This is a genomic window from Bradyrhizobium sp. LVM 105 (assembly GCF_003957705.1).
GTDB lineage: Bacteria > Pseudomonadota > Alphaproteobacteria > Rhizobiales > Xanthobacteraceae > Bradyrhizobium > Bradyrhizobium frederickii.
This window is the reverse complement of the sequence record NZ_QZMV01000009.1, coordinates 206,736-233,558: the sequence shown is the minus strand read 5'-3', so window position 1 is coordinate 233,558 and position 26,823 is coordinate 206,736. Positions and strand designations below refer to the sequence as shown.

Genomic DNA, 26,823 nt, shown 5'->3' with positions numbered 1-26,823 from the left:
GTTCCTTGGCGCATCGCATTCTCATCGTCGACGACGAGGGCCACATCCGCGAGGTCATCCGCGTCGCTTTGAAGAAGGCCGGCATGGACGTGATCGAGGCGCGCGACGGCAAGGAGGCGCTCGGCCGGGTGGCCGCCGACAAGCCCGATCTGATCGTGCTCGACATCGGCATGCCCGAATTCGACGGCCTCGACGTCTGCCGCGAGATCCGCAGGACGTCCGACGTGCCGATCCTGTTCCTGTCGGCGCGCGACGAGGAGATCGACCGCATCCTCGGCCTCGAGATCGGCGGCGACGATTACGTGACGAAGCCGTTCAGCCCGCGCGAGCTGGTGGCGCGGGTCAATGTCATCCTGCGCCGGCTCAACCCGCGCAACGGCGAGACCAAGGCTGGCCCCGCCGCGCTGACCCAAGGCGGCCTGCTTCTCGATCCCGAGCAGCACGTGGCGACCTTCGCCGGCACGCCGCTGAAACTCACCGCGATCGAGTTCGGCATCCTGCGTGCGTTCCTGACCCGGCCGACCTCGGTCTTCAACCGCGAGCAGCTGATGCGCGCGGCTTATCAGCTCAACATCCAGGTCTCCGACCGCACCATCGACAGCCACATCCGTAACATCCGCGCCAAGCTCGCGGCGCTGACCTGCGACAACGTGATCGAGACCATCCACGGCGTCGGCTTCAAGCTCGGCCGCTGCGAGAAAGAGGCATGAAGGCGGCGCCCGACAAATGGCGACCGTCGCTCGGCCTCGTGATCTTCACGGTGCTGGCCACCGTCGCAGTGCTGCCGCTGGTCGGCCTGTTCTTCTTCCGCCTCTACGACAACCAGCTGATCCGCCAGACCCAGGCCGAGCTGATTGCGCAGAGCCGCGTGCTGGCGACGATCTACGCGCAGGAGGTCTCAGTGCGGCTCGACAGCGGGCTGACGCTCGGGGCCGAAGTGCCGCCGAACGTGCTGCCCGATCCGGGCGACCCGGTGACGCCGATCCGGCCCGCGCTCGATCTCACCGCCAACGATCTGCTGCGGCGTCGACCGGATGCGCTGCCAGCGCCCCGGCCCGCCCAGCCGGGCTATGTCGAGATCGGCGCAAGACTGACGCCGATCATCCGCGAGACGCAGAAGGTGACGCTGGCGGGCTTTCGGATCCTCGATCCGCAGGGCGTCGTCATCGCCGGGCGGCAGGAGGTTGGGCAGTCGCTCGCCCATATCGAGGAGGTCGCGGACGCGCTGCACGGGCAATACCGCGCCACTTTGCGCAACCGCGTGCCGGACAAGCCGCCGCCGCCGATCTATTCCTTCAGCCGCGGCCTCGGCGTGCACGTGTTCTCGGCTATGCCCGTCATCGTCAACAACCGCGTCGCGGGCGTGATCTACACCACGCGGACGCCGAGCAACATCTTCGATCATCTCTACCAGGAGCGGGCCAAGTTCGTGCTGGCCGGCCTCGCCGTCATCCTCGGCACCATCGCGATCGGCCTCGTATTCTCGCGAACCATCACCCTGCCAATGCGCGAGCTGGTCGACCGCGCTGCCAGAATCGGCCGCGGCGACCGCGAGGCGTTCCAGCCGCTCCGGCATTACGGCACGCGCGAGTTCGCCCAGCTCTCGCACAGCTTCCTCGGCATGGCCGAGCAGCTGGCGCGGCGCTCGGACTATATCGCGACATTCTCGGCCCACCTCACCCACGAGCTGAAATCGCCGCTGACCTCGATCAAGGGCGCGGCCGAGCTGCTGCAGGATTCGGTGCAGGGCAAGGCAGGCAGCCTGACGCCGGCCGAGCAGAACACCTTCATCGCCAACATCCTCTCGGACACCCAGCGGCTGGAGGCAATGGCGCAGCGGCTGCGCGAACTCGCCCGCGCCGAGAGCCTGCCGCAGAACGAGCGCACCGAGCTCGCGCCGGTGATCGCGGATCTCAAGAGCCGGTTTCCGGAAAGCTCGATCAAGGCCAGCGGCAGCCTCGACCGCTCCATCGCCATGTCAGGCGAGAAGGCGCTGATCGTGCTGTCGCATCTTGCCGACAACGCGATGCGGCACAAGGCGAGGGCGATCCGGCTGGAGGCGGCCTTCGAGCGCACGACCCTGCGTCTGACGGTGAGCAATGACGGCGAACCGATCTCGGCGCCGAACCGCGACAGGATTTTCGACGCGTTCTTCACCACCCGCCGCGACCAGGGCGGCACCGGGATGGGGCTTGCGATCGCGCGCGCGGTGATGGCGAGCCATGGCGGCTCGATCAGCCTCAAGCCGACCGAAGAGGGGGCGGCCTTCGAGCTCCAATTTCCAATAGCCTAGATCGCAAACACCCAGGCGGCGACGATGGTGCCGATGGTGACCAGGCCCGCGATGGTCCAGCCGGCGGCATATTCCAGCTCGGGATGACCGGTCGCCCGCATGATCTCTGCCGGATCGGCGGTATGCTTCTGTGCCATGACAGCCTCTCGCGCGTTACCTCCCGCGTCATATGTAAGTCGCTTGGGGCGTCAAAAGGTTCCGTCACGGATATGCGAGAAATGACGCAGCTCGGATTGTTCACTGAGCCGGAAGCAGGGCCATCCGGGCTTCGCTATGCCGACAATTTTATCGAAGCCGCCCTCGAGCAGGATCTGATCGGCCGCATCGCAGCATTGCCACTCCAGCGCTTCCAGTTCGGGGCGTTCGAGGGCAACCGGCGGGTGGCGTCCTTCGGCTACCGCTATGACTATTCGCTGCAGCGGTTGGCCGAGGCGGAGCCGATCCCGGACTGGCTCCTGCCGATCGCGCGCCGGGCCGAGGCCTGGGCGGGACTGCCGGAGGCCAGCGTCCGGCAGGTGCTCTGCACCGAATACGATATCGGCGTCGGCATCGGCTGGCACCGCGACAAGCCGCAGTTCAAGGAGGTCCTCGGACTGTCGCTGGGCTCGGCCTGCAAGTTCCGCTTCCGCCGGCGGTGCGACGACAAATGGCAGCGCCACACGCTCGAGGCGCAGCCGCGCTCGCTCTACCTGATGCAAGACGAGGCACGCTCGCAATGGGAGCACAGCATCCCGCCGGTCGAGGCGCGCCGTTACTCCATCACGTTTCGGACGATGAAGCGGACCTGACGGGCCGTCCAAAACGAAAAATTTCGAAAACAACCCCATGCACAGTAGAAGGCCATCCCGGCTCGAGCCCCCGGCGGCGACGCGCAGCCGTCCCGGGGGGACCGTACTTGCGTACCAAACCCGGCTGCACGCCGGACCGGCGGCCCGTTCCGTGCCGCCGCGAATCGGTGGGAGGTGCCGCGAATTCGCCTCAAGGCCGGCTGACTAATGAGGCGAATTGAAAAGACGGGCCACATCTGCGGGCCAATATGGGCCCCGAAGGCCGGCATCACCATGAAGAATTGCCTGACATTTTTCCTGCTTCTGACCATGACGGCGGCGTCTGCCCATGTCGTAGCGCCGCCAAGGCTCACGGGCCCCTCAGATCTCATCCGGGTCGGCCTCACCGATTCCGACACCACCGCCGGCGGCACCGCGCGGCTGTGCGAGCAGGTCACCTTCTCGCGCGGCCTGCGCTACGGCGAGAGCGAAGCCAACGTGCTCGATGTCGCCGCCAGCGCCACCAAGGCGGATACGCCGCGGCCGGTGCTGCTGTTCGTGACCGGCGACACCTTCACCGGCGACCACGCCGCGCCGGAATTGTCGCGCCAGATCCAGGACCAGGCGATGTGCTTTGCCGCGCGCAACGACATGATCGGCGTGCGCGTCAACTATCGACTGGCGCCGTCAGCGACCTGGCCGATGGGCGCCACCGACGTCGCGGCGGCGCTGTCCTGGGTCCACGGCAATATCGACCTGTTCAACGGCGACCCCCGCGCGATCGTTGCGGTCGGCTACGGCGCCGGCGCCTTCCATGTCGCCACACTGCTGGCGCATCCCGAGTTTCAGACCGACCGCGCCGATGTCGCCGCCGTTGTCCTGGTGTCCGGCATCTACCGCGCGGGCAAGGACGCGAGCGACAGCGAGAAGGCCTATCTCGGCAGCGATGTCAGCCAATACAACAAGCGCTCGGTTTTCCCGGGTATCCTCAATGTCGATGTTCCGATCGTCCTGGCTTGGTCCGCCGACGATTCCGCTGGGACCGTGGCACAGGGCGAAACCTTGAAGAAGACGCTCTGCGGCGCCGGCCATTGCCCGCGCAGCGCGCTGCTGCGCAGCCGCGACGGCATCGCGAGCGCCCTCGGTCTCGACGGCTCGGGCGACAGCCTCGCCGAGCCGACGCTGCTGCTGGTGCGCCAGCTGGAGGCGCGGGGGCTGCCGTAGCAGCGGCGTTGCTCCGCTATCGACAACTCACGCCATTTGCTAGGCCTCGTCCGCAGGACCCGACAATCCGGTCAACACGCCTGCCGTTTCGCCCGCGCCCCGGCAGGCCACACGATCGCCAAACGCTTGACCTACATCAATCGGCCTTGGTGCGGACTGAGCCGACCTCGTTGGTGGCCAACGAAAAGGTGTCGAGCATGCGCGTCACCGGAAGAGTGCTGTTCATTTCGATCGTCGCTTTCGCCTCGCTGGGGGCGATGTCGCAGCAACGCGCCGAACAGCCGGCGAGCGACAAGGAAATCCGCATCGGCAATGTCATGCCGTATTCGGGGACGCTTTCTGAATTCGGCGCGATCGGTCAGGCGGAAGCTGCCTATTTCGACATGATCAACGCGCGCGGCGGCATCAACGGCCGCAAGATCCGCTTCATCACGCGCGATGACAATTCCGATCCGTCGACGGCGCTGGAGCTGACGCGCAATCTGGTCGAGAAGGACGACGTGCACCTGATGTTCGGATCGTTCGGCACGCCTGGCAATCTCGCCGCGCGCTGGTATCTGAACGAGAAGAAGGTCCCGCAGCTCTTCGTCGCCTCCGGCGACGAGGAGCTGAGCCAGGCCAGGGCGTTCCCCTGGACCATGGGCTGGCAGCCGTCGATCCGGTCGGAGGGGCGCATCTACGCCAACTACATTCAGGCTTATTACCCCAGGAAGAAAATCGTCGTGCTCTGGCAGAACGACCAGTTCGGACGCATGCTCTACAAGGGGATCCAGGAGGGACTGGGCGACCTGAACCGCCATGTCCTCGTCGACATCGCCTTTGACATCGGCGACGAGCACCTCGACGGCCACGTCTCGATCCTCAAGCGCGCCGGCGCCGATATCTTCGTCTTCCTCGGCGTGCCATCGACGGCCTCCAAGGTGATCAAGCTCGCGGCTTCGCTCAACTGGCGCCCGGTCTTCATCGTCAACGATGCCTCCGCCTCGATCGCCAATGCGATGGCGCCCGCGGGCCTGGAGAATTCGGCCGGCGTTATCTCGGCGGCGTTCCTGAAGGACCCGAGCGATCCCGCCTGGAAAGACGATCCCGCCATGAAGGAATGGTTCGCCTTCATGGACAAGTACCATCAGGTCGAAAGCACCAACAACAACGCCGCGGTCTACGGCTACGCCGCGGCCGAGGCGTTGACGCAGGTGCTGAAGCAGTGCGGCGACGACCTGTCACGCGAGAACATCATGCGTCAGGCGGCCTCGTTGAGGGGTTACAACCCCTCCGTCGCGCTGCCCAACATCAGGATGAATACCTCGCCGAGCAATTATCTGCCGATCAAGCAGATGCGGCTGGTCCAGTTCGACGGACGGTCGTGGCAGCCTTTTGGCGAGGTGATCGAGACGGCGTTCACGGAGGGGGTGGCAAGGTGAGGTGGCCTAGCGCGCGCGGTGGTACTGAACCTCCAACAACCAGGCACGCGACGAGAGCAAGGTGGGAGACCCCCTGCTCTTCACCGTCTTCCAGACCGTGTTCGCGGCGCTTCCTGATGATCGCGGACAACACGGGCTTCTCCACCGGGCTGCACACCCACATGGCCCTCTACTCCCTCAGCGACAACCTTCAGAAGATCGACGCCAACGAGGCGACCGGCAGCTACGACCCGAGCCTATGCTTCACCGGCGCCTTCGCTGAAAGACCAATCCACCATCGCGACGCGCATCACGTCGGGCATGCGATACTGGAGATACTTGGTCGGACTTTCCGCCTAGCGCTTCCCCTTCGTGCCCACTAGCCCTGCGGACGCACGAAGAGGGGGCGGTGGACGCAAAGCCACCGATTACTCATCATCGAAATTTCACATGGAATTACTCATCGGAGCAGCCGTCTCGCTCATCGTCCAGGGGCTCAAGCAGAAGGCCACGTCCCAGTGGCAGACGCTCGGCATCCTGCTCGTCCTGTCGATAGCGACGGCCGGGCTTTACTGCACCTTGATAGCCGTGGGCTATTGGGAGACTATCGCCAACATCCTCGTGACCGCAGGCGCCTTCTACGCCTTCGTCCTGCAGCGGTTCGAGAGCAAGGCCGAATAGGCCTGTAAACGGCTCACAGACGAATGGAGACCCCCGGCGTGGGGGTCTTATCGTTTATGCCGTCCACGCGCGTCCTCGAGGCGTGTAACGGCTGTGAAACGCCGCTATGCTGCCTTGGACACCGCATGAGTCGGATACTTAGATGAATCCAGAAAGCTTGAAGCTCACGCTCATGATTGAGCCGCGCTCGAAGGCGGTCCCCTATCCTGTCGATCTTGACGACGGTAGGACCAATCAGGGCTTCAAGGATATCAAAGGCGACCCAGACGCCGCCGCGGCGATTGCGGAGGTCCAAGACTGCCCGTCACTAAGAGATGCACTCATAGCGCTGAACGCAGCCGAGACGCACTTCTTTACGGTCGGATGCGAGAAATCCCTGAATGAGTATGAGGGAAAATTCTGGAAGCGCGGCTACCTTGAGTTCTCTTTCAATTATGCGGAATTGGTTGCCGACGCCCGGCTTTATTTCACGCTGTTCTTCCACTTTAACCAGGCAGCACCCGTTCGAGACTTCTTGCCCAAGCATTCCGTTCATTTCGGGTGGGAGCTTCAGGGGTGCCGCTTCAAGAAGACCGACGCTGCAGGCTTCACCTGCGCCGTTTGGATTACGACTGACGACTGTGCCACAGCCGAAGAATGCGAACGGGTGTGGGATGAAGCCGTCGACCTTCTCGTTGGCTTCTTGATTCATTTCAGGATTTCAAACCTTCCTCCGTCTCCGCCCATATACGGGCCGTCGAGCCATCCATCCTCTTGACTCTTTGTTCTTCGTTCTATTGGCCGCTGACGAACTCAGAGCCGCCAATGCCAGACCTCGACTACATCAGGGCTGAGATCGAGCGCATGCGCGTCCAAGTCGGGCGCCAGCGCAAGGAGATCCTTCAGCTGCAGAGGGCGGGGATTCCTCCGCGTCTGCCGAGGCGCTGCTTGGGCGCATGCTGGCGACGATCGACGGCTTGTGCGCCCAGCGCGACAAGCTGAAAGCCGAGCTTCCCACGGCCTCCAAGCGTAAGGTTCTTGGAGGCCGGAAGTGGTGAACACGTATCGGATCACCACGTCCACTCGATTTCTTTGATTTTTGGGTAGTCACTTGGGTCCCACGCGCTCGGCTCCCAGTCGGCGTCTTCCATCCTCAGCTTCTGCGCGTTCAGCACGGACCCCCAGTGTGCTAGGAGGCCGTGCGCGTCATTGAGATAGGAACTCAGCGAGCCGACGTAGACACCTGCGCGGTCGTACGTCTTCTGCCTGCTGTATGCGGCGACCGTTGATTGAGCAAAGCGAAACAGGTCCCCTGCCGGATCGACCGCATGGAAGTTGGCCGTCAGCCATTCCGTGGCAGGGAACCGCTTGTCATTCTCGATCGGGTAGCCGCGCTCCAGCATCCAATCACGGCTATGCTTCCAGATGTTTTCGAGGCTGTGCGAGAACATCACTTGGAGCGGAACCGAATTACCCATTCGTCCCGTCTCTTCCAGAAGACTCTTGTGCGCCAGTTCCAGACTTTGACGGGCCATATAGGCTATAGGCGCTTGCCAATTTCCCAGTCCGTCTTTTCGGTACTCCTCAATCATGGCGTCCACGGCCATTTTGTAGTCGTACGCCAGCATGTCGTAACCAGAATTGAAGTTGTTGTTCTCGACGTAAATAACCGCGGGCGGCATCTCCTTGTTAAATTCGGTCAACGAACCAAAAAGCGTTCTGTGAAAGCGCGGGTCATCAGCTACTCGCGGCGGCTTGGCCATGTGAACCTCATCAGTCTACGTCGTTCTGGAAAATATTGTGCGACGCTTCTAAAAGCTCCGCCCCCACCCCTCCACTCCGTTTCCTTCTCTCCCGTCGCATGGTGTATCTCCCAGCTTCGTTCGTTGTCCTTGGTGCTCCTCCCCTCCTAGGAAATGGTCCTAGTCCAGAGTGGTGTTTTAAAACAGCGGCGCGAACTTGAAAATTGAGCGGCAGGGAGGTCCGGGTTATCAGGATGTGCCTGCCCGCAGCTAGCGTTCCTCCCCGCTATTCAACTTTCAAAGTGCCTACGTTCATGCGCCCGGTGTCGTGAGGTATCCGTGTGGCTCGGCCCTGCGCACTGCCCTGTACCGAAAATGGGGCTCCAACGCTTTCCGCGCTGATGGGGAAAGGCGAGTATCCAATTCGCCTAGCAGATACTCGCACGCGCTGACGTTCACACGCGTTCGACAATTCCCCCAGCAACAAAGAAAGCTCACCTGCGGGGGCAAGTGGGCTTTCTTTGTACCCAGCCCCCGCTAGGTCCTTCTATTGTAGCACACCCTTAACTTGTGCAAGATGCCTGGTGGGACAACATCTGTCATCCACGGAAAGAAGAGAGCCCGATGTTCGAACCGGTATCGATCACAGAAAAGCTGATGTTTGCGACGGCTCGTATCGTTGGACAGAAAGCAAACGGCTCCGTCAGCACCGGAACGGGTTTTTTCTTTGGTTTTCCGGGGCCGAAAGGCCATGGCCGCATGCTGGTAACAAACAAGCATGTGGTGGAAGGCGTGGCGAATGCGCAGATTATAGTTCATGGCTTCCCGCATCAGGGCAGCAGCATGCGTCCGAAACCGACTCACAAGCTCACGGTCAACATACCTGCGAACTTTTGGGTCCCTCACCCGAATCCGAAGATCGACTTATGCGCGGTGCCGTTCGGCGATCCTCCGAATCCTGAGAATCTCATTCCGTTTGTCACGGACTTAAATGCCGACCTGATACCAGGCCCCGAGTTGCTGACCTCCTTGAGCGCCGTTGAAGACGTTTTGATGTTCGGCTACCCCAACGGTCTATGGGATGCGGTCAACAATTTCCCGCTCGCGCGTCGGGGCATAACAGCTTCACATCCGGCTCTCGACTTCCAAGTAGATGGCGTGCCGACAACTGCACTCGACATCGCCGCATTCCCAGGCTCGTCGGGCTCTCCGGTCTTCATCTATAACGGCGGCTCCGTCCCTGGAAAGGATGGCTCACTCCAAATTGGAAGCCGGCTGCTCTTTATCGGCGTGCTTTACTCGGGCCCTGTAATCAGAGCCGATGGACAAATAGTGATCCGCAATATCCCGACCAATGCCGTGCCGGTGGCTGAGATAAGCCTGATGATGAATTTGGGCTACGCGATTAAGTCTAGAGAGATTTCTGCACTGGTTGATGCGGTCAAGGCAGTCGCCAAAGACTAACTTCAAGGGCTCCAATCCTCGCCCTTCACGTTCCTCACAGGGATAAGAGTTAGGATAAATGTCGGCCCACCTCTTTGATAGAGCGTTGAAGGGTGTTGTTCTCCACTGATTTGAGCATCACAAAAGCCGCCCAGTACGGGCGGCTTTTGTGTGTCAGAAGGCGCCGGGTGCCGAATAGGTTTCTAGCGCGTGAACCCCGCCGCCCTTCAAAAACTTCATAACAATTTTTACAGAGACTGACGGAGTTGGCGACTTGGCCTTGCATAACCGCCCAAAGACGAGATGATCTTGCTTTCCAAGCTGAGTATTCACGACCTCGTTGGCCATACCTTGTATTTCAACATCGATAAGGGCGGGCGGCCTTGCCATCGCGAGGTAGTCCCGGCATTCGCCAGATTGGAGAACCACATCTACCTGATAGACGCCGTCCGGGCGCGGCCCCCCGCGCACGAACTCTCGCGGCATTGCTTCACCAAATAAGCGCCGACGCGTGGCTCGTAGTACGTCATACCACATCTCGTCCGGAGCGTCTTTTGCCAGTTGCTCAACCTCAACCGTTGGCTTTGCTTTTTGTAACTCAGCCCACTGCTTTCCGAACTCCATCGACAAGCCAACAACAACTAAGAAAGCCGAAAAGTACATGTATCTGTAAATGGCATTGATCATCCTCGTTCGTGGATCAGGGATACGCTGTTCCGCTCGAAGCAGCAGATAGGCCAGAATAGCTAAGGCAAGGCCTAGTCCGCTGATACCTGCAGCAAGTAAATTGCCGAGTGATGAAATCATTTAATTTACCCCAGCTTCAATGGGACAATTATGGAGGCCTCAACAAAGGGTGGCAAGCCCGCTCGACACCAACCTGTATGTTCGTAGTCGGCTCCGGCGCCCGCGCGGCTGCACCACGTCCGATATCCAGCGCGAGACGAAGATCGAGTGCCCTAGCGGGCGTATCGCCGAGATGATGAAGGCGGGCGTCCCCATCGTGAGCGTCGGCCGGAAGAAGTATCCAGGCGGCCGCGCCTTCGAGATGTATGCGATAGAGGGCGCCTATAAGACGGTCTATCGCTTTGATGAAGCGAGTGGCGTTATGGTCGAGGAACGAGTAGTCCTATAAAGCCGAAAGCCGGAATGCGAGGGCATCCCGGCTTCTCCTTGGAAACTGTTTCCTCCGCCAGACTTGGACGCTGCTTCTAAGCGGCCCAATCTTCCTTACCGGCAGAGCCGGGGAGCGGATTTTATCCTTATAGCAACTTCGCGAGCGCTTCGAACAGAAGCACGAGGCCCGTAGCTATTGATACTGCATCCGCAACAGCCGAGAGGTTTTCACGGGTCATGCCCGTCCTCCTGACCGTTGGCACCGAGAATCGGTGTACCCTTATGCTGGGTAATATGCGCCTGACATTCAAATAAAATCGTCATTGCGGTGCGGCACAGCCGGCTGCGGCACGTGCCGGAGTTCACAGGCTGCCGGTCAGGCGCAGCGTCTTCTTCACATAGCCACGCAGCTCATCAACAGAGAGGTGTTCGGCATCGGGATTCACCCTCTCCATGCATGTACTTGCGCGAGAAGGTGTTCAGGTCGTCGATAACGTCGTACTTGTCGAGCAGGGACTGTGGCATTCCGTCCTTCTTCACTTTCGCCAGCTTGTCGCCCAGGCTGCCAATTTTCGCTAGCTCCGGCTCTATCTTCACCATGAAGGTTTCCACGATGGGACGGATTCGCTTGACCACATCGCGCGGGTCGCCGCCTGCCCCCTGGTAAAACGTCGAGAGCACGCGCTTGTTTGCTGCGTCGTCGCCTTCCGTATCCTCCTCGATATTCCAGTCCAGAAGGATGGTGACCTCGACGCCGCACGGCGACATTATGAGCGCCTTGCGCTGAGGGTCCTCGGAGGGGGAGGGTCGGCTCACATTGAGCGCAGCGAGATATGAGACGGGGGTTGGGTGAAGGTCTCTCCACACATGGTCTGCCCGTGCGAGAGATCACGCCACCCCGCTAACAGGAGGCAGCCGCGTGCGGCGGAGAAACCGGCTCTTGCTCAACTTGCCTTCCATCGCAAGCCAGATGATGGCTCCCCTGCGGGGCCCCAGCCGGGATGGTACGAACCCACTCATTCAGGTCAGCCGATGCTGGTCTGCCCAGCAAATAGCCTTGGACGAGATCTAGTCCTTGGCCCCTCAGGTAATGTAGCTGCTCCTCGGTCTCGACGCCCTCTGCAGTAACTTGCACCCCTAAGCCGGCCGCCAGAGTCATGATCGAGGCCACCACCGTCCTGTTCGCCGGGTTCGTCACTAAGCCTTTGGTGAAGGATCGATCGATCTTCACCTTGTCGAAGGGGAATGAGACTACCGAACCAAGCGATGCATATCCCACACCGAAGTCGTCCAGCGCGATCGATATCCCGATGTTCTTGAGGTGGCGAAAGAGCAAGAGGTTCTCCTCCTTCTCCTGCAGCAGAATGGATTCCGTGACCTCGAACTCGAGCCGATCGGGCGACAGACCTGTTTCCAGCAGCGCTCTCAGCACATCGTCGAACAGTGCCGGTCCTTGAAACTGCGCAGGAGACAGGTTGACGGCGACCTTGATCCCCTTGGGCCACGACGCTGCGTCTGCGCACGCCTGACGAAGAATCCACCGGCCTAAGGGCTCCATAAGGCCGGTCTCTTCAGCGAGTCCAATGAAGCGATCCGGGTAAAGCAGGCCCTGAGAGGGATGACGCCATCGCACCAAGGCCTCCATCACCCGCGGCTGCAGCGTCTTCGCATCAAAGATCGGCTGATAGTGCAATTCGAAATCGCCCCGGGCCACGGACTCGCGGAGTTCGCCGACACGCCGATTGCGGGCTTGCGCGTTCCTGTGCATCTCTTCTTCGAAGAACCGATAGCCGTTTCGGCCCTCCGCCTTAACGCGATAGAGGGCGAGATCTGCCTTGTAGAGCAGTTCGGAAGCCGTGGAGCCGTGCCGGGGTGCGAGCGCCAATCCGATACTCACCCCGACCGAGACGTCCTGTGCCGCGATCGAGAACGGTATCGCTACGATTTCGAGCAGGGTGATCGCAAGTCTTTCCGCCTGTTCGCGCCCTTCTCCAGCGTTGAACTGAACGATCGCGAACTCGTCGCCTCCCAGACGGGCGATCAGATCGCCATCGGCCGAAACCGACTTGAGGCGCCTGCTCAGCTGCCTGAGCAAGGCGTCACCGGCAGCATGCCCCAGCGTATCGTTCACCCACTTGAACCCGTCGAGATCCAGCAAATAGACGATCAGCTCTTGTTCGTTCGCATTTGCTCGTGCGAGCCGGTTCGATAGCTCCTCGAGCAGGGCGGCCCGGTTCAAAAGCCCGGTCAAAGCGTCGTGGCGGGCCGCATAGTGCACCAGCGCTTCGGCGTTCTTCCGAGCTGTTATGTCGACCCGGATTGCCATGTAAGCCACTGGCTTCCCCTCCGGACCGAGTTGAGGCGTAATGACCGTATCGACCCAATATAAACTGCCGCCTTTCGCTTTGTTGCAAAGCTCTCCGCGCCAGACCCGGCCGCGCGCGAGTTGACGATACATCTGGCGGAAGAACTCACGCGAATGAACCCCGGACTTCAGGATGCGGTGATTGCTTCCGATGAGCTCGTCGCGGTTGTAGCCGCTGATCTCGCAGAGCCGGTCATTGGCATAAGTGATCGTACCGCGCACATCGGTGACTGCGACAATGACCGCTTGATCGATGGCATATTGCTTCTCGATCAGCTCCTGCCTTGCCGCTTCGGCCCGCAGCTCGGCAAGCCGCAGCTGGGTGATGTCCCGATGCCTTTCGACAAAGCCACCTCCCTCCATGGGATGCATGTCGAGCTCTATGACCGTCCCACCTTCAAGTGCGTAGCTGGTTCGGAATTCTGCTCTCAGCTGGATCGCCGCCATGTACTCGGCAATCCGGGCGCCCGCAGACATTCCGTGAGCACCGGCATACCGGCTGACCAGAAGGTCCTGCACGTGTGTCCCGGCGGCAACCTGCGAATGTGTCAGGCCGTACAAACTGCGATGCAGCTCGTTGCCGATCACCAAACGCGACCGTTCGTCGAAAACGCACAAGCCATGAGAGCTACTTTCGATGGCCGCATGAACCAGTCGCTCCCAGTCCATGGCCGGAGAGCCGCGAGGGCCGATAGCAGATCGTGACGCCGGCCGGCTCTCGGCCGAAGGCAGAACTTCGCTCATCGCAGCATGAATTGTATTGTCCGGTCCCATGACTTTTTGCGACGCAACGCTAGGCGGCTTTGATTTCGTCAAAGAAAGCGTCTACCTCGGACCGCAGAGCCGATGCCTGGCCGGAAAGCGCCTCGGAGGCGCTCAGCAGCCTTCCCGCGGTCTGCCGCGTTTCAGCAGCGCCTTGGCTGACTCCACTTATGTTGCTCGAAACCTCCTGCGTGCCGCGCGCGGCTTGTTGAACGTTACGTGCGATCTCGGCTGTCGCGACACCCTGCTCCTCCACGGCGGCTGCTATGATCGTGGCGATTTCGTTGATGGATTCGATCGTACCGCAGATATCCTGCATTGCCGTCACCGACTGCTTCGTCGCGCTCTGGATCGACGAGATCTGTTCCCCGATTTCACCGGTTGCTTTTGCTGTCTGCTCCGCCAAGGCCTTGACCTCGGCAGCAACGACCGCGAAGCCGCGACCCGCCTCACCCGCCCTCGCGGCCTCAATCGTGGCATTCAACGCCAGCAGATTGGTTTGCCCAGCGATCGACTTGATCAATTCCACCACGTCGTCGATGCGTTGAGCCGCTCTTGCGAGGCTCTGGACCGTGGCGCCGGACCTCGAGGCCTGGTCCACCGCAATGCCCGCAATCCGCGTCGATTCCGAGACCTGACGGGCAATTTCCCGGATCGAGGAGGTGAGTTGCTCGGTCGATGCGGCGACAGCCTGCACATTGGTCGACGCCTCTTCCGAAGCTGCCGCCACGGTCGCCGATTGTTGGGTCGATTGCGAAGAGCTCGCCGCCAGCGCACTCGCGGCATCCTGCAGCTGGGCAGAGGATCCACCAACCGTATTCAACACCGCTTTCATCCGCTCGTCGAAGGCACAAATGGCGGCGCGGACCTTCTCTTGGCGCTTCTCCCGTTCGGCGAGCATTGCCTCCTGGTAGACAGAGATCGCGATCTCCATATCCAACATCACAGCGCAATTGACTGCACTGAGAAGCTCGCAGAGGTGCGATGGCCTCCAGCGATACTGCCGTATGCCCACCGCTATGAGCTGATTGAGAACGAAATTGTAGCCGCCGATGTACCATCGCGGCTCCAGGCCGATCTTGTTGTGCACCATCCCGATGGCACGAACGCCCTTCAGGTACTCGTCGTCGAACCGGCCGTTGAACAAGCGAGCCCAGTGCGTGCCCTGCGCCACTTTCAGCCGAGGAACGTTGTTGCCGACCAGGCTCGCCAAATGCGGCTCGATCGTGAGATGCCGGTAGAAGCCGTCAAGAATTCGCGGAACCTCCGGCTCGGCGATGGTCCAGAATTCCCGCAACAGCTCGCCGGTTCGGGCTGTAATACCCATGAAGCGCATCCTAACTCGACGATGCTGATCAGAGGTGGAGTCCGCAGCTAATTCGGTGGTCACGATGACATCCTCTCAAATTGCAAGCCTTGAAAACGATTGGGTAAGCGCGACCTCGCTAATCGACGACGCAGGCTGACTAGCTGGAAAGGGCGCCCGCGATGTCCAAAGAGGAATATTTCCCGAGCGCGATATCAGGCTCGATCCGGCGGATAAGGGAAGGCGTGCATTCAGCCAACAGCTGAGTGCGGGTACCAATTCCGAGGTATCGAAAGATGTCTCTCATGATTCCCGCCCTGAAAGACCGACTGTAATGTCGGAACAATAGTGCGGAGCGACTAACCTTTTGTTAGGCAAAATTGGTGCTCGGCTTTCGTGGCACGCGCCATTGCGCGCGATGAAGCTCGAGAATCACGCGAGCAAAGCGCCAAATTTGCTGGTTGAAGGTGAGATATGCGGGTCGCGCGCGCCAATTCGGCTCGACCGTCCATGACAGCGCGCCAATTTAGCGCGGACGCACGCCCGGCTTGCCTGTTTTCGGAAAGAAGAACTCGACACCCGCCTTCGAAAGTGTGGCTTCGATCGACGAAAGGGCGGGATCGTTGTGATTTGGAGCCGCATCCAATTCCTCGATCCGCCGTATCGTTGCGCGACTGATGCCCGCGGCATGGGCCAGATCCATGACGGACCAGCGCAAGAGACCTCGGGCCGCCCTGACCTGCGCGCCGGTGATCGAGTCGCCCGCGGACCCGGCTGTGTCGGGCTCGAGATCGACGCTTATCCCGAGCCATTCCTTGACGTTGCCGGCGCCATCGAGCACCGGCTGGCCCGTCGAGCGCTTCCATTTGAAGCTGCCGTCTGCGTGCCGGATCCGATGTACGACATCGTAGCCTCGCTTCTCGCGGCTCGCCGCCTCGCGCACCTTGATGGTATCATCGCGGTCATCTGGGTGTATCAGCTGGAGCCAGCCGGAATTCAGCACAGCGGCCTGAACTTCTGCGCCGTGCTCACAATTGATGACCTCGTGGAGGCGGCCATCAGACTTCGCAACCCAGACAACGGCGCCAGTGGCCTTCACCAAGGCCCGATATCGCTCGTCGGCAACCCGAAGCCGGCTGAGTTGGTCTTCCTGGACCGTGACGTCCGTGCAAACGCCTAACGCTTTCTCCGAGTTGCCCTCGTCATCGACGAAAACGATGATCTGGCAATAAATCCATGCGACGTTGCCGCCTCGTCGGATGACGCGGAATTTCCGTCTGATGGTAGACGCTTTGCGAACGATCCGATCGACCTCGGCCTGCGCGCCCCGATCCTCGGGATGCGTCACCTGAAGAATGGAAGAGAAGGACGGAAGTACCTTTCCGGGTTCGATGCCGAGAAGATCATAGTACCCCCTCGACCACTGCATTTCATTGGAGCGCAAATCCCAGCTCCAGAAGCCACACCGCAGTTCGCGCTCGATGATACCGAAGGTCTCTTCGGTCCCTCCCTTCAAGAGGCCCAACATTTCCTGCTCTTAGCTCTCCGACCGTCGCAAATTAGCTAACTCTGCCGTCTTGTCCAGCTCGTCTGATCTATTATTCCGACGGCGCACCTAATCGCAGATCAGCACCCGGCGGTGGCGCCTGTAGACGTAAGCGCAGTTGCCGCTCGCGTAGTAGCTGGAGCGCGAATCATCATAGGCATGACCCGCATAAACGCCGGCGGCGTACGCACCGGCGTATGACGCCGCACGCGCGCCATAGGTGCCGAGTCTGTGGTGAGCATAGTCGCCCCTCCCGATATTCACCGAGACCGCCCGCGCAGAGTTTGCGACCGTCGGCACGCGACCGAGACCTCTTGCGGCGGGATCGGCGCGTGGTACAGCCGCAGGACCAAGGCGCGGCGGTGGCGCACCGAGACCAGGACCCGGGCCCGGTCGAGGCGGGCCGGCGGCGGGAACCGCAGGAGGCGCCATCGGAGGCGGCGGGGGGAATTGCGCGAACGCGGCAGCGGGCATCGTCGCGAACGCCACGCCCAGCGTGACGGCAAGGGGCTTCAATGAAAGCATTCTCGTCTCCTTCAGGCTTGCGTCTCGAGCGCGAGCTCCGGCGCATCGTGCGCGGAGGCCAGTTCGGCTCGAGCCGCGTGAGATTCACCCATCGGCGGTCCATTCAGCTGTTCTGGATGGATCCTGAACCACGCCACGTACAGCGCCGGCAGAAACAGCAGCGTCAGCAGCGTGCCGACGATGATGCCGCCCATCATGGCGTAGGCCATCGGACCCCAGAAGATCTCGCGCGCGATCGGAATGAGCGCGAGGCTTGCGGCGGCGGCCGTCAGCAGGATCGGCCGCATGCGGTGCTCGGTCGCCTCCAGCACCGCATCCCAGGGCGGCCTGCCCTCCTTTTTCAGATCCTCGATCTGCACGATCAGGATCACGGAGTTCCGGACCAGGATGCCGATGAGGGCCAGCACGCCGAGGATGGCGACGAAGCCGAGCGGCGCACCGCTCGGCAGCATCGCCATGACGACGCCGATCAACGCGAGCGGCGCGACCGCGAACACCAGGAACAGGCGCGAAAAGCTCTGCAACTGCACCATTAGCACCGTCGCCATGACGAACAGCATCAGCGGCACGACCGCAATGATGGGCCCCTGGCTCTTGGCACTCTCCTCCACGGAACCGCCGATCTTGATCGAGTAGCCGGCGGGCAAATGCTTGGCGAACTCGGCCACCTTCGGCGTGAGCTGGTCGACGATCGTCTTCGGCTGCGCATCGCTGATGACGCCGGCCATCAGCGTGATGGTGGGAATCCGCGCGCGCCGCCAGATGGTGGGCTGCTCGAGCTCGTAGCGCAGATTGGCAACGGCTCCGAGCGGCACTGATTGGCCGCCGAGCCCGGCCAATTGCAGGTCGCGCAGCGTATCGATCGAAGCGCGCTCCGACGCGGTCGCCCGTCCCGTGACATTGACGAGATAGATGCTGTCACGCACCTGCGTGACCGCCGAGCCCTGAAGCACGGAATTCAGCGTGGTGGCGATGTCTTCCGAAGTCACGCCGAGTTGGCGCGCCTTATCCTGGAGGACGTCGACCTTAACGACGCGCGCAGGCTCCATCCAATCGAACACCACGTTGCCGAGGTCGGGGCTGCTGCGGATGACGCCTGCAAGCTTCTGCGAGAGGTTGCGGAGCTCTGCGATGTCGGGGCCGCTCAGGCGGTATTGCACCGGACGGCCGACGGGAGGGCCGACCTCAAGCAGCTTGACGTAGGTGTCGGTGCCCGGGAAGGTCTTCCTCAAATAATCCTCGAACTGCGCCTTGACCCGGTCGCGCGCGGGGATGCCGCCCTTGGTCACGATCACCTGCTGGCCGAACCAGGTGTTAGCGGTCTGAAGATCGAACGACAGCACGAAGCGGGGCGCGCCGGTGCCGACATAGGTGGACCAGTGCTCGACCGAATCGTTGCCCTGCAATTGTTCGCGCTCGAAGCGGGCCATCTGCGTGTTGGTCTCGGTGATCGAGGCGTTCTGGGGCAGGTTCCAGTCGATCACGAGTTCGGCGCGGTCCGACGAGGGAAAGAACTGCTGTTGCACGAACTGCAAGCCGAACAAGGCGAGCAGGAAGGCGCCGGCCGTCACGGCGATGGTGCTCCAGCGGTGATGCATGCAGAACAGGAGCAGGCGCGCGAACATCTGCGCCGAGCGACTCTTCTGCTCGTGATGTCCCTTCATCCTGGCCGGCAAGATGGTGACGCCGAGAAGCGGCGTGAACAATACGGCGACGATCCACGAGACGATCAACGACACCGCGATCACCACGAACAAGGTGAAGGTGAACTCGCCTGCGTTGCTGCTGTTGAGCCCGATCGGGATGAAGCCGGCCACGGTGACGAGCGTTCCCGTCAACATCGGGAATGCGGTCGACGTATAGACGTGGGTTGCCGCCTTTTCGAGGGGATCGCCGATCTCGAGCCGCGCCACCATCATCTCGACCGCAATCATGGCATCGTCGACCAGGAGGCCGAGCGCGATGATCAGGGCCCCCAGCGAAATTCGCTGCAGCGAAATGTCGCAATAGGCCATCACGACGAATGTGATCGCGAGCACGAGCGGAATGGCGATGGCGACCACGAGCCCGGCACGCAAGCCCAGACTCAGGAAGCTGATGCCGAGCACGATGATGACGGCCTCGAACAACGCTTCGGTGAACCCGGAAACGGCGTGCTCGACCACGACAGGCTGGTCGGCGACGAGGTGCACCCCGACGCCGATCGGCAGGTCGGCAATGACCTTGGTCATCTCCTCCTTCAGCGCCTCGCCGAACTGAAGCAGATTGGCTCCGGATTTCATGCCGATCGCGAGCGCGATGGCGGGTTGACCGTTGTACCTGAACAGCGTTGACGGCGGATCGACGTAGCCGCGAGTGATGGTCGCGACATCGGTCAGCGGGAAGAAGCGGTCGTTGATGCGAAGATTAACCGCCTTCAGGCTGGCCTCCGAGGCGAACTGGCCGTTCACACGGACGCTGATCCGCTCCGGCCCTTCCTGGAATACGCCGGAGGGCGCCACCGCGTTCTGGCCCTGCAGAGAATTCATGATGGCGTGGACGTCGAGGCCGAGGGCGGCCACCTTTCGGGTGGAGAATTCGAGATAGATGACCTCGTCCTGCGCGCCGAGGATATCGACCTTACCGACGTCGGGCACCGTAAGCACCTTGGCGCGCACGTCCTCGACCCGATCGCGGAGCTGTCGCTGGCTCAAGCCGTCGCTGGTGAAGGCATAGACGTTGCCGAAAACGTCGCCAAAGCGATCGTTGAAACCGGGGCCGATCACGCCTTGCGGGAAGTCGCCCTTTATGTCCGCGATCATGTTGCGAACGCGCACCCAGGTCGGCTTGACGGCGGCCGCCTTGGTCGAATCGCGCAAATAGACGAAGATGACGGTCTGGCCCGCGACCGTCACGCTCTTGGTGTAGTCGAGCGATTCGAGTTCCTCCAACTTCTTCTCGATGCGGTCGGTGACCTGACGCGTCATCTCCTCAGGCGAGGCTCCGGGCCACTGCGCCTGGATCACCATGGTCTTGATGGTGAAGTCAGGGTCCTCCTGGCGTCCGAGCTGGAGATAAGCAAACAGGCCGGCCGCCATGAAGGCAATCATGAAATACCAGACGAGCGAGCGATGGCCGAGCGCCCAGTCGGATAGGTTGAACGACTTCATTGATCTTGATCCTGTTCGATGCGGACGTGCTGTCCAGGCCTGAGGCTGTGAATTCCGGCGGTGACGACACGGGCGCCCGCGGCAAGCCCGCTGGTGACGCGGATGCCCCCTTGTTCGGTGACGCCCTCGATTTTCTGCAGCGCGACGGTGCCGGCGGACTGATCGACCACCCAGACGAAATCGGCGCCGTCCCTGGCGAGCACCGCTGATGCGGGCAGGCGCAAGGCCTCGCTCTGGTCCTTGCCGAGCTTCGCCGTGACGGTCGCGCCGAGGCGGAAGCTTTCGGGCGGGTTGTCGAGCGCGATCCGGACGCGCCGCAGCCGCGTCACCGCATCGGCTTGCGGCGCGATTTCGCGGATTCTGCCCTCGACCTGAACGGCGGGAAGAAGCTGCAGGCTCACGGTGAACGGGAGACCGACTTCGAGGGGGACAGGGAGGTCTTCCCCGATATCGACGACAGCCTCCCGAATGTCCGGCCGCGCGACCGTCACCACAGTCTGTCCGGGCGAGACCACCTGGCCGACTTCCGCCCCGACGGCCGTGACGACGCCCCCGAAATCAGCCTTGATCTTGGCATAGCCAAGCTGCTCAATCGCCTTGGTCAGGCTCGCCTGCTCCTGTGCGACGCCCGCTTCGGCTCCGGCGCGCGCCTGCTCGGCATTGTCCAGTGTCTGCCTGGTGGTCGCATCGCTGGTGATGAGCGTGCGTTGCCGATCCTCCGAGGCCCTGGCCGTCGCAAGCTGCGCCTCGGCCTTTGCCAATTGCGCCCGCGCTGCGCGAACGGCGAGATCGAGTGCGATTGGATCGATCGCGCCAACGACCTGCTCTTCCTGGACGATGTCGCCAACGTAGACCGGGCGCGAAGTCAGCCGTCCGAGGACGCGAAAGCCAAGGTTGGTCTTGTAGCGCGGCTCGACCACCCCGACGGCAATTGTGCTGTCACCGCTGATCGGCTTGGCAATCATCGAGAGCACGGGGCGAACAGGCTCCGGCGCGTGCGCCTCCTTGTCGCAGCCGGCGAGCAACGAGGCCGCCGCGAGCACGCCGGCGAACATCATGACCTGTCGCTTCATGAGCGATCTCCCTCTTCGGTGACCGGCTGGCCGATGCTTAGAAGCTTGCCGCCGTCGACGACGACGCGGTCGCCCGGCTCGAGGCCTGCGCTGATCAAGACCTGACCGGCCTCATAGGCACCGACCGCGACGGGCTTCAGCGACGCTGTCTGCGTTTTCGGGTCGACGGCCCAGACGGCGGGCTTCCTCCCTGCGGCGGTCAGCGCGCTCCAAGGCAAGACAATCTCGTTCTGCGTCTTCGCCTTGACCGTCCCGGCGACGGCACTGCCCAGCGTCATCGCGGCCGGCGGATCCTTGATCGATACCTTGACGCGGATCGTGGAGCTCTTCGCGTCGATCACCGGTGAGATCTCTCTCACCTCTCCCGTCGCGGTCACGCTGGGATCGGAGACCAGCGCCAGCGTCACGTGGCGAGCGTCAGTCTGGCCAAGGAAGACGGATTCGTAGACCTCGAAGACAGCATCCCGCGCCCCATCCTGCGCAAGAGAGAACACGGGTTGGGCCGCCGGCACGACCTGGCCAGCCTCGAGATTGCGCGCGGTAATGACGCCATCGGCTTCAGCGCGCAGCACGGTATGGCTGAGCGCATCGCGCGAGCTGCCCAGCTGCGCCTTGGCGGCTTCCAGCACGCCCTCCGCCGTTCGCAGGCCTTCCTCTGCCTGATCGTAGACGGCGCGGGTGGTGAAACCGCTCGCGATCAGCGCCTTCTGCCGGGCGAAAGTGGCGCTCGCCACGCGCAGCCGCGCTTCGGCGGAGGCCACCGTCGCGATCGCAGCATCGACATCGGCCTGTTGCTCGGCCGGATCGAGCCGGGCCAGGACATCGCCTGTGTTGACGTGAGCGCCGACATCCACCGTGCGTGCAACCACCTGCCCGCTGACGCGAAACGCAAGATCGGCACGGAAGCGCGCCTGAACCTCCCCCGTCAACGTGGCGGAGGATTCGCGGTCGCGCGGCTGCACGATCATGGTCCGGACCAGCGTGGCGCGTGTGGCCGTCCGCGCCGCGTGATCATCGCAGCCGGTCAACGCAATGCTCACGAGCAAGGTCGCTGCGGCGAGACCCTTCGCTGCCCGCTGCGTTCGAGCGACGTGGATCGGATCGGAAGGTTGATCTGTCATGACGCGTCCGTATGGTGGGAGGGCGACAACAGCCCGCCAAGCGCATCGGCGGATGGGCGGGGACGGAGCGCAGCGCCATCCGAAGCGGCGGCGGCTCTCGCGCGCCGCGGAACCCTCATCTGGCGCGTTGCGATTGACCAGTTTGCGCCCCGTTCGCGCTCGGTCAGCGGGAAGGAGAGGACAATCGAGGTGAATTCAGCGCCGAAGCCCTGCTCGATGCGGCCGCCAAGGGCCCTCGCGATATCCGTCGCGGTTCGCAATTCGCGGTCGGAAGCCTCGCGCGCGGGACGCGAGCCGTTGTCCAGGATCACGCAGTTTACCAGTGCACCGGTGCGCGTCAGCTTGATCCTGATCTGCCCCGCCCGCGCGTCGAAGCACGCGTGCCTTGCCGCGTGCATCACGAGTTCATGGACGATGAGCCAAAGGTACCAGCAGCGCTCCGGCTTGAGCGCGATGGACTGGGTTGCGAAGGCCAACTGGATATCCATCCGGTCCAGGAGCGCCCGGCGCATGCCAAGGCCCAGCTTGCGAATGTAGGCTGCGGCATGGATCAGCGTTTCGCCCGCCGGCATCGCCAACGCACGATGCACGTCGGAATAGCCATGCAGCAGCTCGACGACATCGCTGAGTGCGCGCTTGGCTTCCGCTCCTTCGACCCGGACGGCGGTGGCGGTCACGACGTCGATAGCGAAGGCAACACCGTGGGCCACTCTGTGATGCAGCTCGCGCAGCAGCACGCCTTCCTGCAATGCACAAGGATCCGGGATCGAGACAGTCACGACATTCTCCTCAGTCGGTCCGGACGAGCGGGGTCGAACACCCCACCTTTGCGCCTGATCATCCGGGGGCCCTCGCCGGTCCCGCAAAGGGACCAGGTCCGGCGAATTAATATACTACACCGTATATTTTCTTTTTCTTGCCTTTCTTCGCGGGCCATGTCAAGTGGGAAAGCGACATGCAAAGACCGCGAGGAGGTCCAAGAATGAAGAAGACGAAGCGAGGCAGGCCACCCAAGGGTCTTGCGGGCGATGCACAGGCACGCATTCTCGATGCGGCCCAGCAGCTTTTTCTCGAGAAGGGCTACCGTAGCGCCAGCATTGACGACATTTCCGAGCTCGCCCCTGCAAGCAAGCCGACGATTTACGCCCACTTCCCCGGCAAGGAGGCGCTGTTCGCCGCCGTGGTGGCCCGCACCATCGACGGCTTGACGGACTTCGAGGGCTTCTCGCCCGAAGGCCGCTCCATCGAGGACAAATTGATGAGCCTCGGGACCGCCATCGTCGAAAGGGTGGTCGAGGAATCGCTGGGCATGGTGCGCGCGACGATCGCGGAATCGCAGCGGTTCCCCGAGCTGAGCCGCAATGTTCACGACGCAGCGCGCGATCGTTCCCTGGCCGCGGTGTCCCAGCTGCTCGACGACGCCACGCAGAGGCTCGCGCGCTCCCCGAAGGGCCCCTTCAGCGCCAAGCGAAGCCGCGCTACGGCGCAGATCTTTCTCGACCTGATCCTCCTACCGATGCTGTTTCGGTCGCTCGTCGGCGAGACTCCCAAGGACCTGAAGAAGGAACTTCCCGGCTTCGTGCGCGAACGCGTCGGATTCTTCCTCGCGGCCTGCGAGACAGGCTGGCCGCATTAGCGTTGCGGCAAGCCCCGCGTGGCGCGTTGGAGGCGCCCCGCTAGCCGGCAGCCTCGAGCCGCACATGCGATGGCATCCCGGCGTGCAACGACGGGCTGCAAGCCAGAGCGTCCAAACAAAATCTCGACATCTTCTCGAAGCTTGGCCGAAGCGTCGCCGCCCCAGCCCACGACGGATTGAGATGAACATCCATGGCTTGCAGCAGACAACAGGTCAGCGCCATCGGACTACCGCCCCGCAACTCACCGCTTGCCTGCCCGGTGCCGATGATCGGCCGCACAAGCCCTCGGATCCTGTCGTCGTAGGCGCGGACGACGGTCCAGTTTTGGCGGACGGCCAAGGCCACCAGATCCTGCAGCCTTCCGTGCTTCGCCGATCGGCCTTCATTGCAGTCGGCGATCGCTTTCAGGATTGTCGCCAAGCGCCGCAATGCCGGCCCGGGGGTACGGGCCGCCTCGGTTGCCGCACTGACCGTTTCCTCGAGCACCTCTCCTACGACTGTCTCTTCAATCGCCTGCTTCGACGAAAAAAAGCGGTAGACGTTGGCTGAGGACATCGACAAGTGCCGCGCGATGTCGGAGACCGTGGTCTTGTTGTGGCCGATCTCGCAATAGAGCTGGAGAGCGGCCAGCACGATCTTGCGACGGGCGTCCGCATTCCCCGTCCTGTGCCCAATTTCCTCGCGCATGCTTCTCACCGCGCCGGGAAGTTCATGAGCTCGCGGCGGCAGGCTTCGCCGAAATCGCGCAATGGATCCATTTCCTCGATGAATTTGGGCAGGTCCACAAACGTGCGATTGGGCGAGAGATACGCCTCGATGATCAGGTGCCCGGTTCGCTCAGCGGCCTGGACGACCTCGTTGCTCGACAAGATCCGCATGCGTCCGACCAGCGTGTAGAAGCCGACCAGCTGGGGGATTTCCGCCCGGTCGTTGATCAGGGCGTCGGCATAGAGCCGTGACGCCTCCTCGATGAAGCTCCGGTACAGCCGCTCGCGCTTCGAGAACGAGCGGGCATGATGACGCTCGCGAAGCCGCCGGCGTCGGCCGAACCACCCACTGACGATGGTCGAGACCGCGCCGAAGGCGGAGCCGCCGAAGGCAGCCAGGGCCGATATGTACATCGCGCTCACGAGATCGCTCCTGTCTCCTGTCGCAGCGCGGATATCAACCAGGACAGAGCCCGGTCACACCCGCCGCAAGGTCACTTGGTTATCTGGTCCTGGCCGAACCGGTGGTCGCACGATCGAACACCGCTTTGCATGCATCGGTCAGATCCGATTTTCTGAGCCGCAGGCAGCCTTCGACTCCCGCCGGATCCGGAATGTAGGCACTGCACAGACGAAAGGCGTCCGACGTGCAAGCTGCCCGCTGCTCCGGTGTGCCCCGGTTCTCCTCGGCAGAAGCTGCTGCGCAACCAAGCACAACCATGGCCGCTGCGAGAACCGCCGGCATCAATCTTGTCATGTCAAATCCCTTCTCTGTTCCAGGCTTGTTTCGTTCAGCTCGACGCTGCCTCGCCGCCTCGATCTGCATTCACGGGTGACGCCCCGTCTTGACTTCGGCCCTGGCGCGTGATTTATATGAACTATACGGTGTATTTTATTAAGGAGGCGAAGAATGTCAACCCTGCTGTTCGCGTTGATGCGCGAAAATCCGTTGCCCGGTCTTGCCGCCGCATCGCTGAACGTCGTTGTCGCCCTGTGCCTCGTGGCCTTGAGCCTGCTGCTTGGCATCACGATCGCGATGATCGCGTGGGCTCATTCGCTCGCCGCGCGCCAGCCCACCCCTGTTCTGCCGAACCGGAGGACGGTCGCATGACGCCGGCCCTGCTGATCGCCCGCAACTGCATCATCTGCTGGGTCAACGTCTGGATCGCGCCGATCGAATGCGCGTTCGACGTGATCGAGTCCGAGCTCGCGCGCAGGGGTATTGCGCCTGACGAGGCCTTCCGCCTCACGCACGCAGCGTGACTGGACGCCCCCTGACATGCCGAACTTCATCGAAGTCTTTGACGCCATCGAAGTGGATTCAATCAGCGGAAAGGCCGTGTGGACCGGTGTCACCGGAACACGAGCCGCGCTTCAACGCGACGGATTCATGATCGCCCCGAACGCCCCAGCCCATTGTCCAGCCAAATGGCTCGACGATCGCGGCTATCTCGACGCCAAGCTCGCGCGCCCGCATTCGCGCCCGTGGAGCCTCTGACGATGAGACAGAGTGACTCCGTTGTCGGGAGCCGCGTGCCGTGAGCCGACGATCCCTGATGTCAATGCACGCGAGCCTGTCAACCGCCAGCGCCCTACCCTTGCGCGGCTATTTTCTGTCGGTCGGAGGCGCCCTGCTCTGCTTGCTTTGGGCGACCGGTCTGGTGCTACCGGCGCAACTGCCGGACCGCCTCGCGGAGCCGGATCCTGCGCGGCCTGCGATCCGCATTCATTCCGACGTGAAGGTGCCGGAGCGCGTCGTGATCGATACAAATCAGCTCCCGCCGACACCCGCCGGCAGCGAAGTCGTTGTGGCCGCTTCGCAGCCGGATCGCCTCGTTGCGTCCGGCGCCGTTCAAGAGACGATTACGGCCGCGCCGATCGTTGATGTCAGAAGTCACACTGCACCGGAGATTCAGCTGCGCGACAGCTTCGCGCAATCGGCAGCAGATCAAGCAGTGGCAAGGCCTCGTGCAGTGGCCACGTCGAA

At 62.3% G+C, this 26,823-nt stretch carries 28 protein-coding genes; 14 read left to right on the top strand and 14 right to left on the bottom strand.

What is annotated here, in order from left to right:
- The first annotated feature begins 5 nt into the window (after positions 1-5).
- A complete protein-coding gene (locus D6B98_RS24765; RefSeq protein WP_126259499.1) occupies positions 6-710 on the top strand; it encodes a response regulator in 705 nt (234 codons plus the stop codon).
- Positions 707-2,293, top strand: coding sequence for an ATP-binding protein (locus tag D6B98_RS24760; RefSeq protein WP_126259498.1), 1,587 nt, complete (start codon positions 707-709; stop codon positions 2,291-2,293). Before D6B98_RS24765 ends, D6B98_RS24760 begins: the two co-directional genes overlap by 4 nt.
- Here D6B98_RS24760 and D6B98_RS40095 read toward each other — a convergent pair.
- Positions 2,290-2,430: a hypothetical protein gene (locus D6B98_RS40095; RefSeq protein ID WP_164718835.1), complete on the bottom strand. Its 141-nt coding sequence runs from the start codon at positions 2,428-2,430 to the stop codon at positions 2,290-2,292. The genes D6B98_RS24760 and D6B98_RS40095 overlap by 4 nt on opposite strands.
- Before the next feature lie 81 nt (positions 2,431-2,511).
- Here D6B98_RS40095 and D6B98_RS24755 point away from each other — a divergent pair, with 81 nt between their 5' ends.
- The 6 genes from D6B98_RS24755 to D6B98_RS24730 all read left to right on the top strand — a co-directional run bounded on the left by D6B98_RS24755 (position 2,512) and on the right by D6B98_RS24730 (position 7,122).
- On the top strand, positions 2,512-3,081 hold the full coding sequence (locus D6B98_RS24755; RefSeq protein WP_126259497.1) for an alpha-ketoglutarate-dependent dioxygenase AlkB: 570 nt from the start codon (positions 2,512-2,514) through the stop codon (positions 3,079-3,081).
- A 273-nt stretch (positions 3,082-3,354) separates the two neighbouring features.
- On the top strand, positions 3,355-4,284 hold the full coding sequence (locus D6B98_RS24750; protein ID WP_126259564.1) for an alpha/beta hydrolase: 930 nt from the start codon (positions 3,355-3,357) through the stop codon (positions 4,282-4,284).
- Positions 4,285-4,481: 197 nt separating this feature from the next.
- Entirely contained in the window at positions 4,482-5,705 is a 1,224-nt protein-coding gene (locus tag D6B98_RS24745; protein ID WP_164718846.1) for an ABC transporter substrate-binding protein, read from the top strand.
- Positions 5,706-5,821: 116 nt separating this feature from the next.
- Positions 5,822-6,067, top strand: a complete 246-nt coding sequence (locus D6B98_RS24740; protein ID WP_126259496.1) for a hypothetical protein — start codon at positions 5,822-5,824, stop codon at positions 6,065-6,067.
- A gap of 67 nt (positions 6,068-6,134) precedes the next feature.
- Entirely contained in the window at positions 6,135-6,365 is a 231-nt protein-coding gene (locus D6B98_RS24735) for a hypothetical protein (RefSeq protein WP_126259495.1), read from the top strand.
- Positions 6,366-6,507: 142 nt separating this feature from the next.
- Positions 6,508-7,122, top strand: a complete 615-nt coding sequence (locus D6B98_RS24730) for a hypothetical protein (protein WP_126259494.1) — start codon at positions 6,508-6,510, stop codon at positions 7,120-7,122.
- A gap of 292 nt (positions 7,123-7,414) precedes the next feature.
- Here the strand turns inward: D6B98_RS24730 and D6B98_RS24720 are convergent, their stop codons facing one another.
- The gene (locus tag D6B98_RS24720) at positions 7,415-8,107 is read right to left on the bottom strand and encodes a hypothetical protein (protein ID WP_126259493.1); all 693 of its coding nucleotides are present in this window, start codon (positions 8,105-8,107) and stop codon (positions 7,415-7,417) included.
- 603 nt (positions 8,108-8,710) lie between these two features.
- On the opposite strand from D6B98_RS24720, the gene D6B98_RS24715 reads away from it, so the two are divergent.
- A complete protein-coding gene (locus tag D6B98_RS24715) occupies positions 8,711-9,550 on the top strand; it encodes a trypsin-like peptidase domain-containing protein (protein ID WP_126259492.1) in 840 nt (279 codons plus the stop codon).
- Between the two features lie 153 nt (positions 9,551-9,703).
- On the opposite strand, the gene D6B98_RS24710 is transcribed toward D6B98_RS24715, so the two are convergent.
- Positions 9,704-10,336, bottom strand: a complete 633-nt coding sequence (locus D6B98_RS24710) for a hypothetical protein (protein WP_126259491.1) — start codon at positions 10,334-10,336, stop codon at positions 9,704-9,706.
- 49 nt (positions 10,337-10,385) lie between these two features.
- On the opposite strand from D6B98_RS24710, the gene D6B98_RS24705 reads away from it, so the two are divergent.
- Positions 10,386-10,664 carry a hypothetical protein gene (locus D6B98_RS24705; RefSeq protein ID WP_126259490.1) on the top strand — a complete coding sequence of 93 codons (279 nt, stop codon included), beginning with the start codon at positions 10,386-10,388 and terminating at the stop codon, positions 10,662-10,664.
- Positions 10,665-11,059: 395 nt separating this feature from the next.
- Here the strand turns inward: D6B98_RS24705 and D6B98_RS24700 are convergent, their stop codons facing one another.
- The 9 genes from D6B98_RS24700 to D6B98_RS24660 all read right to left on the bottom strand — a co-directional run bounded on the left by D6B98_RS24700 (position 11,060) and on the right by D6B98_RS24660 (position 23,271).
- The gene (locus D6B98_RS24700; protein WP_126259489.1) at positions 11,060-11,413 is read right to left on the bottom strand and encodes a hypothetical protein; all 354 of its coding nucleotides are present in this window, start codon (positions 11,411-11,413) and stop codon (positions 11,060-11,062) included.
- 133 nt (positions 11,414-11,546) lie between these two features.
- The gene (locus D6B98_RS24695) at positions 11,547-13,754 is read right to left on the bottom strand and encodes a putative bifunctional diguanylate cyclase/phosphodiesterase (RefSeq protein ID WP_164718834.1); all 2,208 of its coding nucleotides are present in this window, start codon (positions 13,752-13,754) and stop codon (positions 11,547-11,549) included.
- 49 nt (positions 13,755-13,803) lie between these two features.
- Positions 13,804-15,108, bottom strand: coding sequence for a globin-coupled sensor protein (locus tag D6B98_RS41500; protein ID WP_349644824.1), 1,305 nt, complete (start codon positions 15,106-15,108; stop codon positions 13,804-13,806).
- Positions 15,109-15,604: 496 nt separating this feature from the next.
- Positions 15,605-16,606, bottom strand: a complete 1,002-nt coding sequence (locus D6B98_RS24685; protein WP_126259486.1) for a PAS domain-containing protein — start codon at positions 16,604-16,606, stop codon at positions 15,605-15,607.
- An 87-nt stretch (positions 16,607-16,693) separates the two neighbouring features.
- Positions 16,694-17,149 carry a hypothetical protein gene (locus tag D6B98_RS24680; RefSeq protein WP_126259485.1) on the bottom strand — a complete coding sequence of 152 codons (456 nt, stop codon included), beginning with the start codon at positions 17,147-17,149 and terminating at the stop codon, positions 16,694-16,696.
- Between the two features lie 11 nt (positions 17,150-17,160).
- A complete protein-coding gene (locus D6B98_RS24675; protein WP_126259484.1) occupies positions 17,161-20,298 on the bottom strand; it encodes an efflux RND transporter permease subunit in 3,138 nt (1,045 codons plus the stop codon).
- Positions 20,295-21,371 (bottom strand): efflux RND transporter periplasmic adaptor subunit, encoded by a 1,077-nt coding sequence (locus D6B98_RS24670; protein WP_126259483.1) that lies wholly within the window; start codon positions 21,369-21,371, stop codon positions 20,295-20,297. Before D6B98_RS24670 ends, D6B98_RS24675 begins: the two co-directional genes overlap by 4 nt.
- Complete coding sequence (locus D6B98_RS24665) at positions 21,368-22,339, bottom strand: efflux RND transporter periplasmic adaptor subunit (protein WP_245481452.1); 972 nt, start codon at positions 22,337-22,339, stop codon at positions 21,368-21,370. The genes D6B98_RS24670 and D6B98_RS24665 overlap by 4 nt, the downstream gene beginning before the upstream one ends.
- 149 nt (positions 22,340-22,488) lie before the next feature.
- On the bottom strand, positions 22,489-23,271 hold the full coding sequence (locus tag D6B98_RS24660; protein WP_245481451.1) for an ATP-binding protein: 783 nt from the start codon (positions 23,269-23,271) through the stop codon (positions 22,489-22,491).
- Positions 23,272-23,474: 203 nt separating this feature from the next.
- On the opposite strand from D6B98_RS24660, the gene D6B98_RS24655 reads away from it, so the two are divergent.
- Positions 23,475-24,128: a TetR/AcrR family transcriptional regulator gene (locus D6B98_RS24655; RefSeq protein ID WP_126259481.1), complete on the top strand. Its 654-nt coding sequence runs from the start codon at positions 23,475-23,477 to the stop codon at positions 24,126-24,128.
- 40 nt (positions 24,129-24,168) lie between these two features.
- Here the strand turns inward: D6B98_RS24655 and D6B98_RS24650 are convergent, their stop codons facing one another.
- Positions 24,169-24,816, bottom strand: a complete 648-nt coding sequence (locus D6B98_RS24650; protein ID WP_126259480.1) for a TetR/AcrR family transcriptional regulator — start codon at positions 24,814-24,816, stop codon at positions 24,169-24,171.
- A gap of 5 nt (positions 24,817-24,821) precedes the next feature.
- A complete protein-coding gene (locus D6B98_RS24645; RefSeq protein ID WP_245481455.1) occupies positions 24,822-25,250 on the bottom strand; it encodes a hypothetical protein in 429 nt (142 codons plus the stop codon).
- Positions 25,251-25,746: 496 nt separating this feature from the next.
- Between D6B98_RS24645 and D6B98_RS24635 the strand changes: the two genes are divergently transcribed.
- The 3 genes from D6B98_RS24635 to D6B98_RS24630 are packed head-to-tail and all read left to right on the top strand — an operon-like array spanning position 25,747 to position 26,334.
- On the top strand, positions 25,747-25,947 hold the full coding sequence (locus D6B98_RS24635; RefSeq protein WP_126259477.1) for a hypothetical protein: 201 nt from the start codon (positions 25,747-25,749) through the stop codon (positions 25,945-25,947).
- On the top strand, positions 25,944-26,099 hold the full coding sequence (locus tag D6B98_RS40090; RefSeq protein WP_164718832.1) for a hypothetical protein: 156 nt from the start codon (positions 25,944-25,946) through the stop codon (positions 26,097-26,099). The genes D6B98_RS24635 and D6B98_RS40090 overlap by 4 nt, the downstream gene beginning before the upstream one ends.
- 16 nt (positions 26,100-26,115) lie before the next feature.
- The gene (locus tag D6B98_RS24630) at positions 26,116-26,334 is read left to right on the top strand and encodes a hypothetical protein (protein WP_164718831.1); all 219 of its coding nucleotides are present in this window, start codon (positions 26,116-26,118) and stop codon (positions 26,332-26,334) included.
- Positions 26,335-26,823: the final 489 nt, after the last annotated feature.

Coding starts and splice junctions, on each gene's coding strand:
- D6B98_RS24760 (WP_126259498.1), top strand. CDS start 707: ATGAAGGCGGCGCCCGACAAATGGCGACCGTCGCTCGGCCTCGTGATC.
- D6B98_RS40095 (WP_164718835.1), bottom strand. CDS start 2,430: ATGGCACAGAAGCATACCGCCGATCCGGCAGAGATCATGCGGGCGACC.
- D6B98_RS24755 (WP_126259497.1), top strand. CDS start 2,512: ATGACGCAGCTCGGATTGTTCACTGAGCCGGAAGCAGGGCCATCCGGG.
- D6B98_RS24750 (WP_126259564.1), top strand. CDS start 3,355: ATGAAGAATTGCCTGACATTTTTCCTGCTTCTGACCATGACGGCGGCG.
- D6B98_RS24745 (WP_164718846.1), top strand. CDS start 4,482: ATGCGCGTCACCGGAAGAGTGCTGTTCATTTCGATCGTCGCTTTCGCC.
- D6B98_RS24740 (WP_126259496.1), top strand. CDS start 5,822: ATGATCGCGGACAACACGGGCTTCTCCACCGGGCTGCACACCCACATG.
- D6B98_RS24735 (WP_126259495.1), top strand. CDS start 6,135: ATGGAATTACTCATCGGAGCAGCCGTCTCGCTCATCGTCCAGGGGCTC.
- D6B98_RS24730 (WP_126259494.1), top strand. CDS start 6,508: ATGAATCCAGAAAGCTTGAAGCTCACGCTCATGATTGAGCCGCGCTCG.
- D6B98_RS24720 (WP_126259493.1), bottom strand. CDS start 8,107: ATGGCCAAGCCGCCGCGAGTAGCTGATGACCCGCGCTTTCACAGAACG.
- D6B98_RS24715 (WP_126259492.1), top strand. CDS start 8,711: ATGTTCGAACCGGTATCGATCACAGAAAAGCTGATGTTTGCGACGGCT.
- D6B98_RS24710 (WP_126259491.1), bottom strand. CDS start 10,336: ATGATTTCATCACTCGGCAATTTACTTGCTGCAGGTATCAGCGGACTA.
- D6B98_RS24700 (WP_126259489.1), bottom strand. CDS start 11,413: ATGTCGCCGTGCGGCGTCGAGGTCACCATCCTTCTGGACTGGAATATC.
- D6B98_RS24695 (WP_164718834.1), bottom strand. CDS start 13,754: ATGAGCGAAGTTCTGCCTTCGGCCGAGAGCCGGCCGGCGTCACGATCT.
- D6B98_RS41500 (WP_349644824.1), bottom strand. CDS start 15,108: ATGCGCTTCATGGGTATTACAGCCCGAACCGGCGAGCTGTTGCGGGAA.
- D6B98_RS24685 (WP_126259486.1), bottom strand. CDS start 16,606: ATGTTGGGCCTCTTGAAGGGAGGGACCGAAGAGACCTTCGGTATCATC.
- D6B98_RS24680 (WP_126259485.1), bottom strand. CDS start 17,149: ATGCTTTCATTGAAGCCCCTTGCCGTCACGCTGGGCGTGGCGTTCGCG.
- D6B98_RS24675 (WP_126259484.1), bottom strand. CDS start 20,298: ATGAAGTCGTTCAACCTATCCGACTGGGCGCTCGGCCATCGCTCGCTC.
- D6B98_RS24670 (WP_126259483.1), bottom strand. CDS start 21,371: ATGAAGCGACAGGTCATGATGTTCGCCGGCGTGCTCGCGGCGGCCTCG.
- D6B98_RS24665 (WP_245481452.1), bottom strand. CDS start 22,339: ATGATCGTGCAGCCGCGCGACCGCGAATCCTCCGCCACGTTGACGGGG.
- D6B98_RS24655 (WP_126259481.1), top strand. CDS start 23,475: ATGAAGAAGACGAAGCGAGGCAGGCCACCCAAGGGTCTTGCGGGCGAT.
- D6B98_RS24650 (WP_126259480.1), bottom strand. CDS start 24,816: ATGCGCGAGGAAATTGGGCACAGGACGGGGAATGCGGACGCCCGTCGC.
- D6B98_RS24645 (WP_245481455.1), bottom strand. CDS start 25,250: ATGTACATATCGGCCCTGGCTGCCTTCGGCGGCTCCGCCTTCGGCGCG.
- D6B98_RS24635 (WP_126259477.1), top strand. CDS start 25,747: ATGTCAACCCTGCTGTTCGCGTTGATGCGCGAAAATCCGTTGCCCGGT.
- D6B98_RS40090 (WP_164718832.1), top strand. CDS start 25,944: ATGACGCCGGCCCTGCTGATCGCCCGCAACTGCATCATCTGCTGGGTC.
- D6B98_RS24630 (WP_164718831.1), top strand. CDS start 26,116: ATGCCGAACTTCATCGAAGTCTTTGACGCCATCGAAGTGGATTCAATC.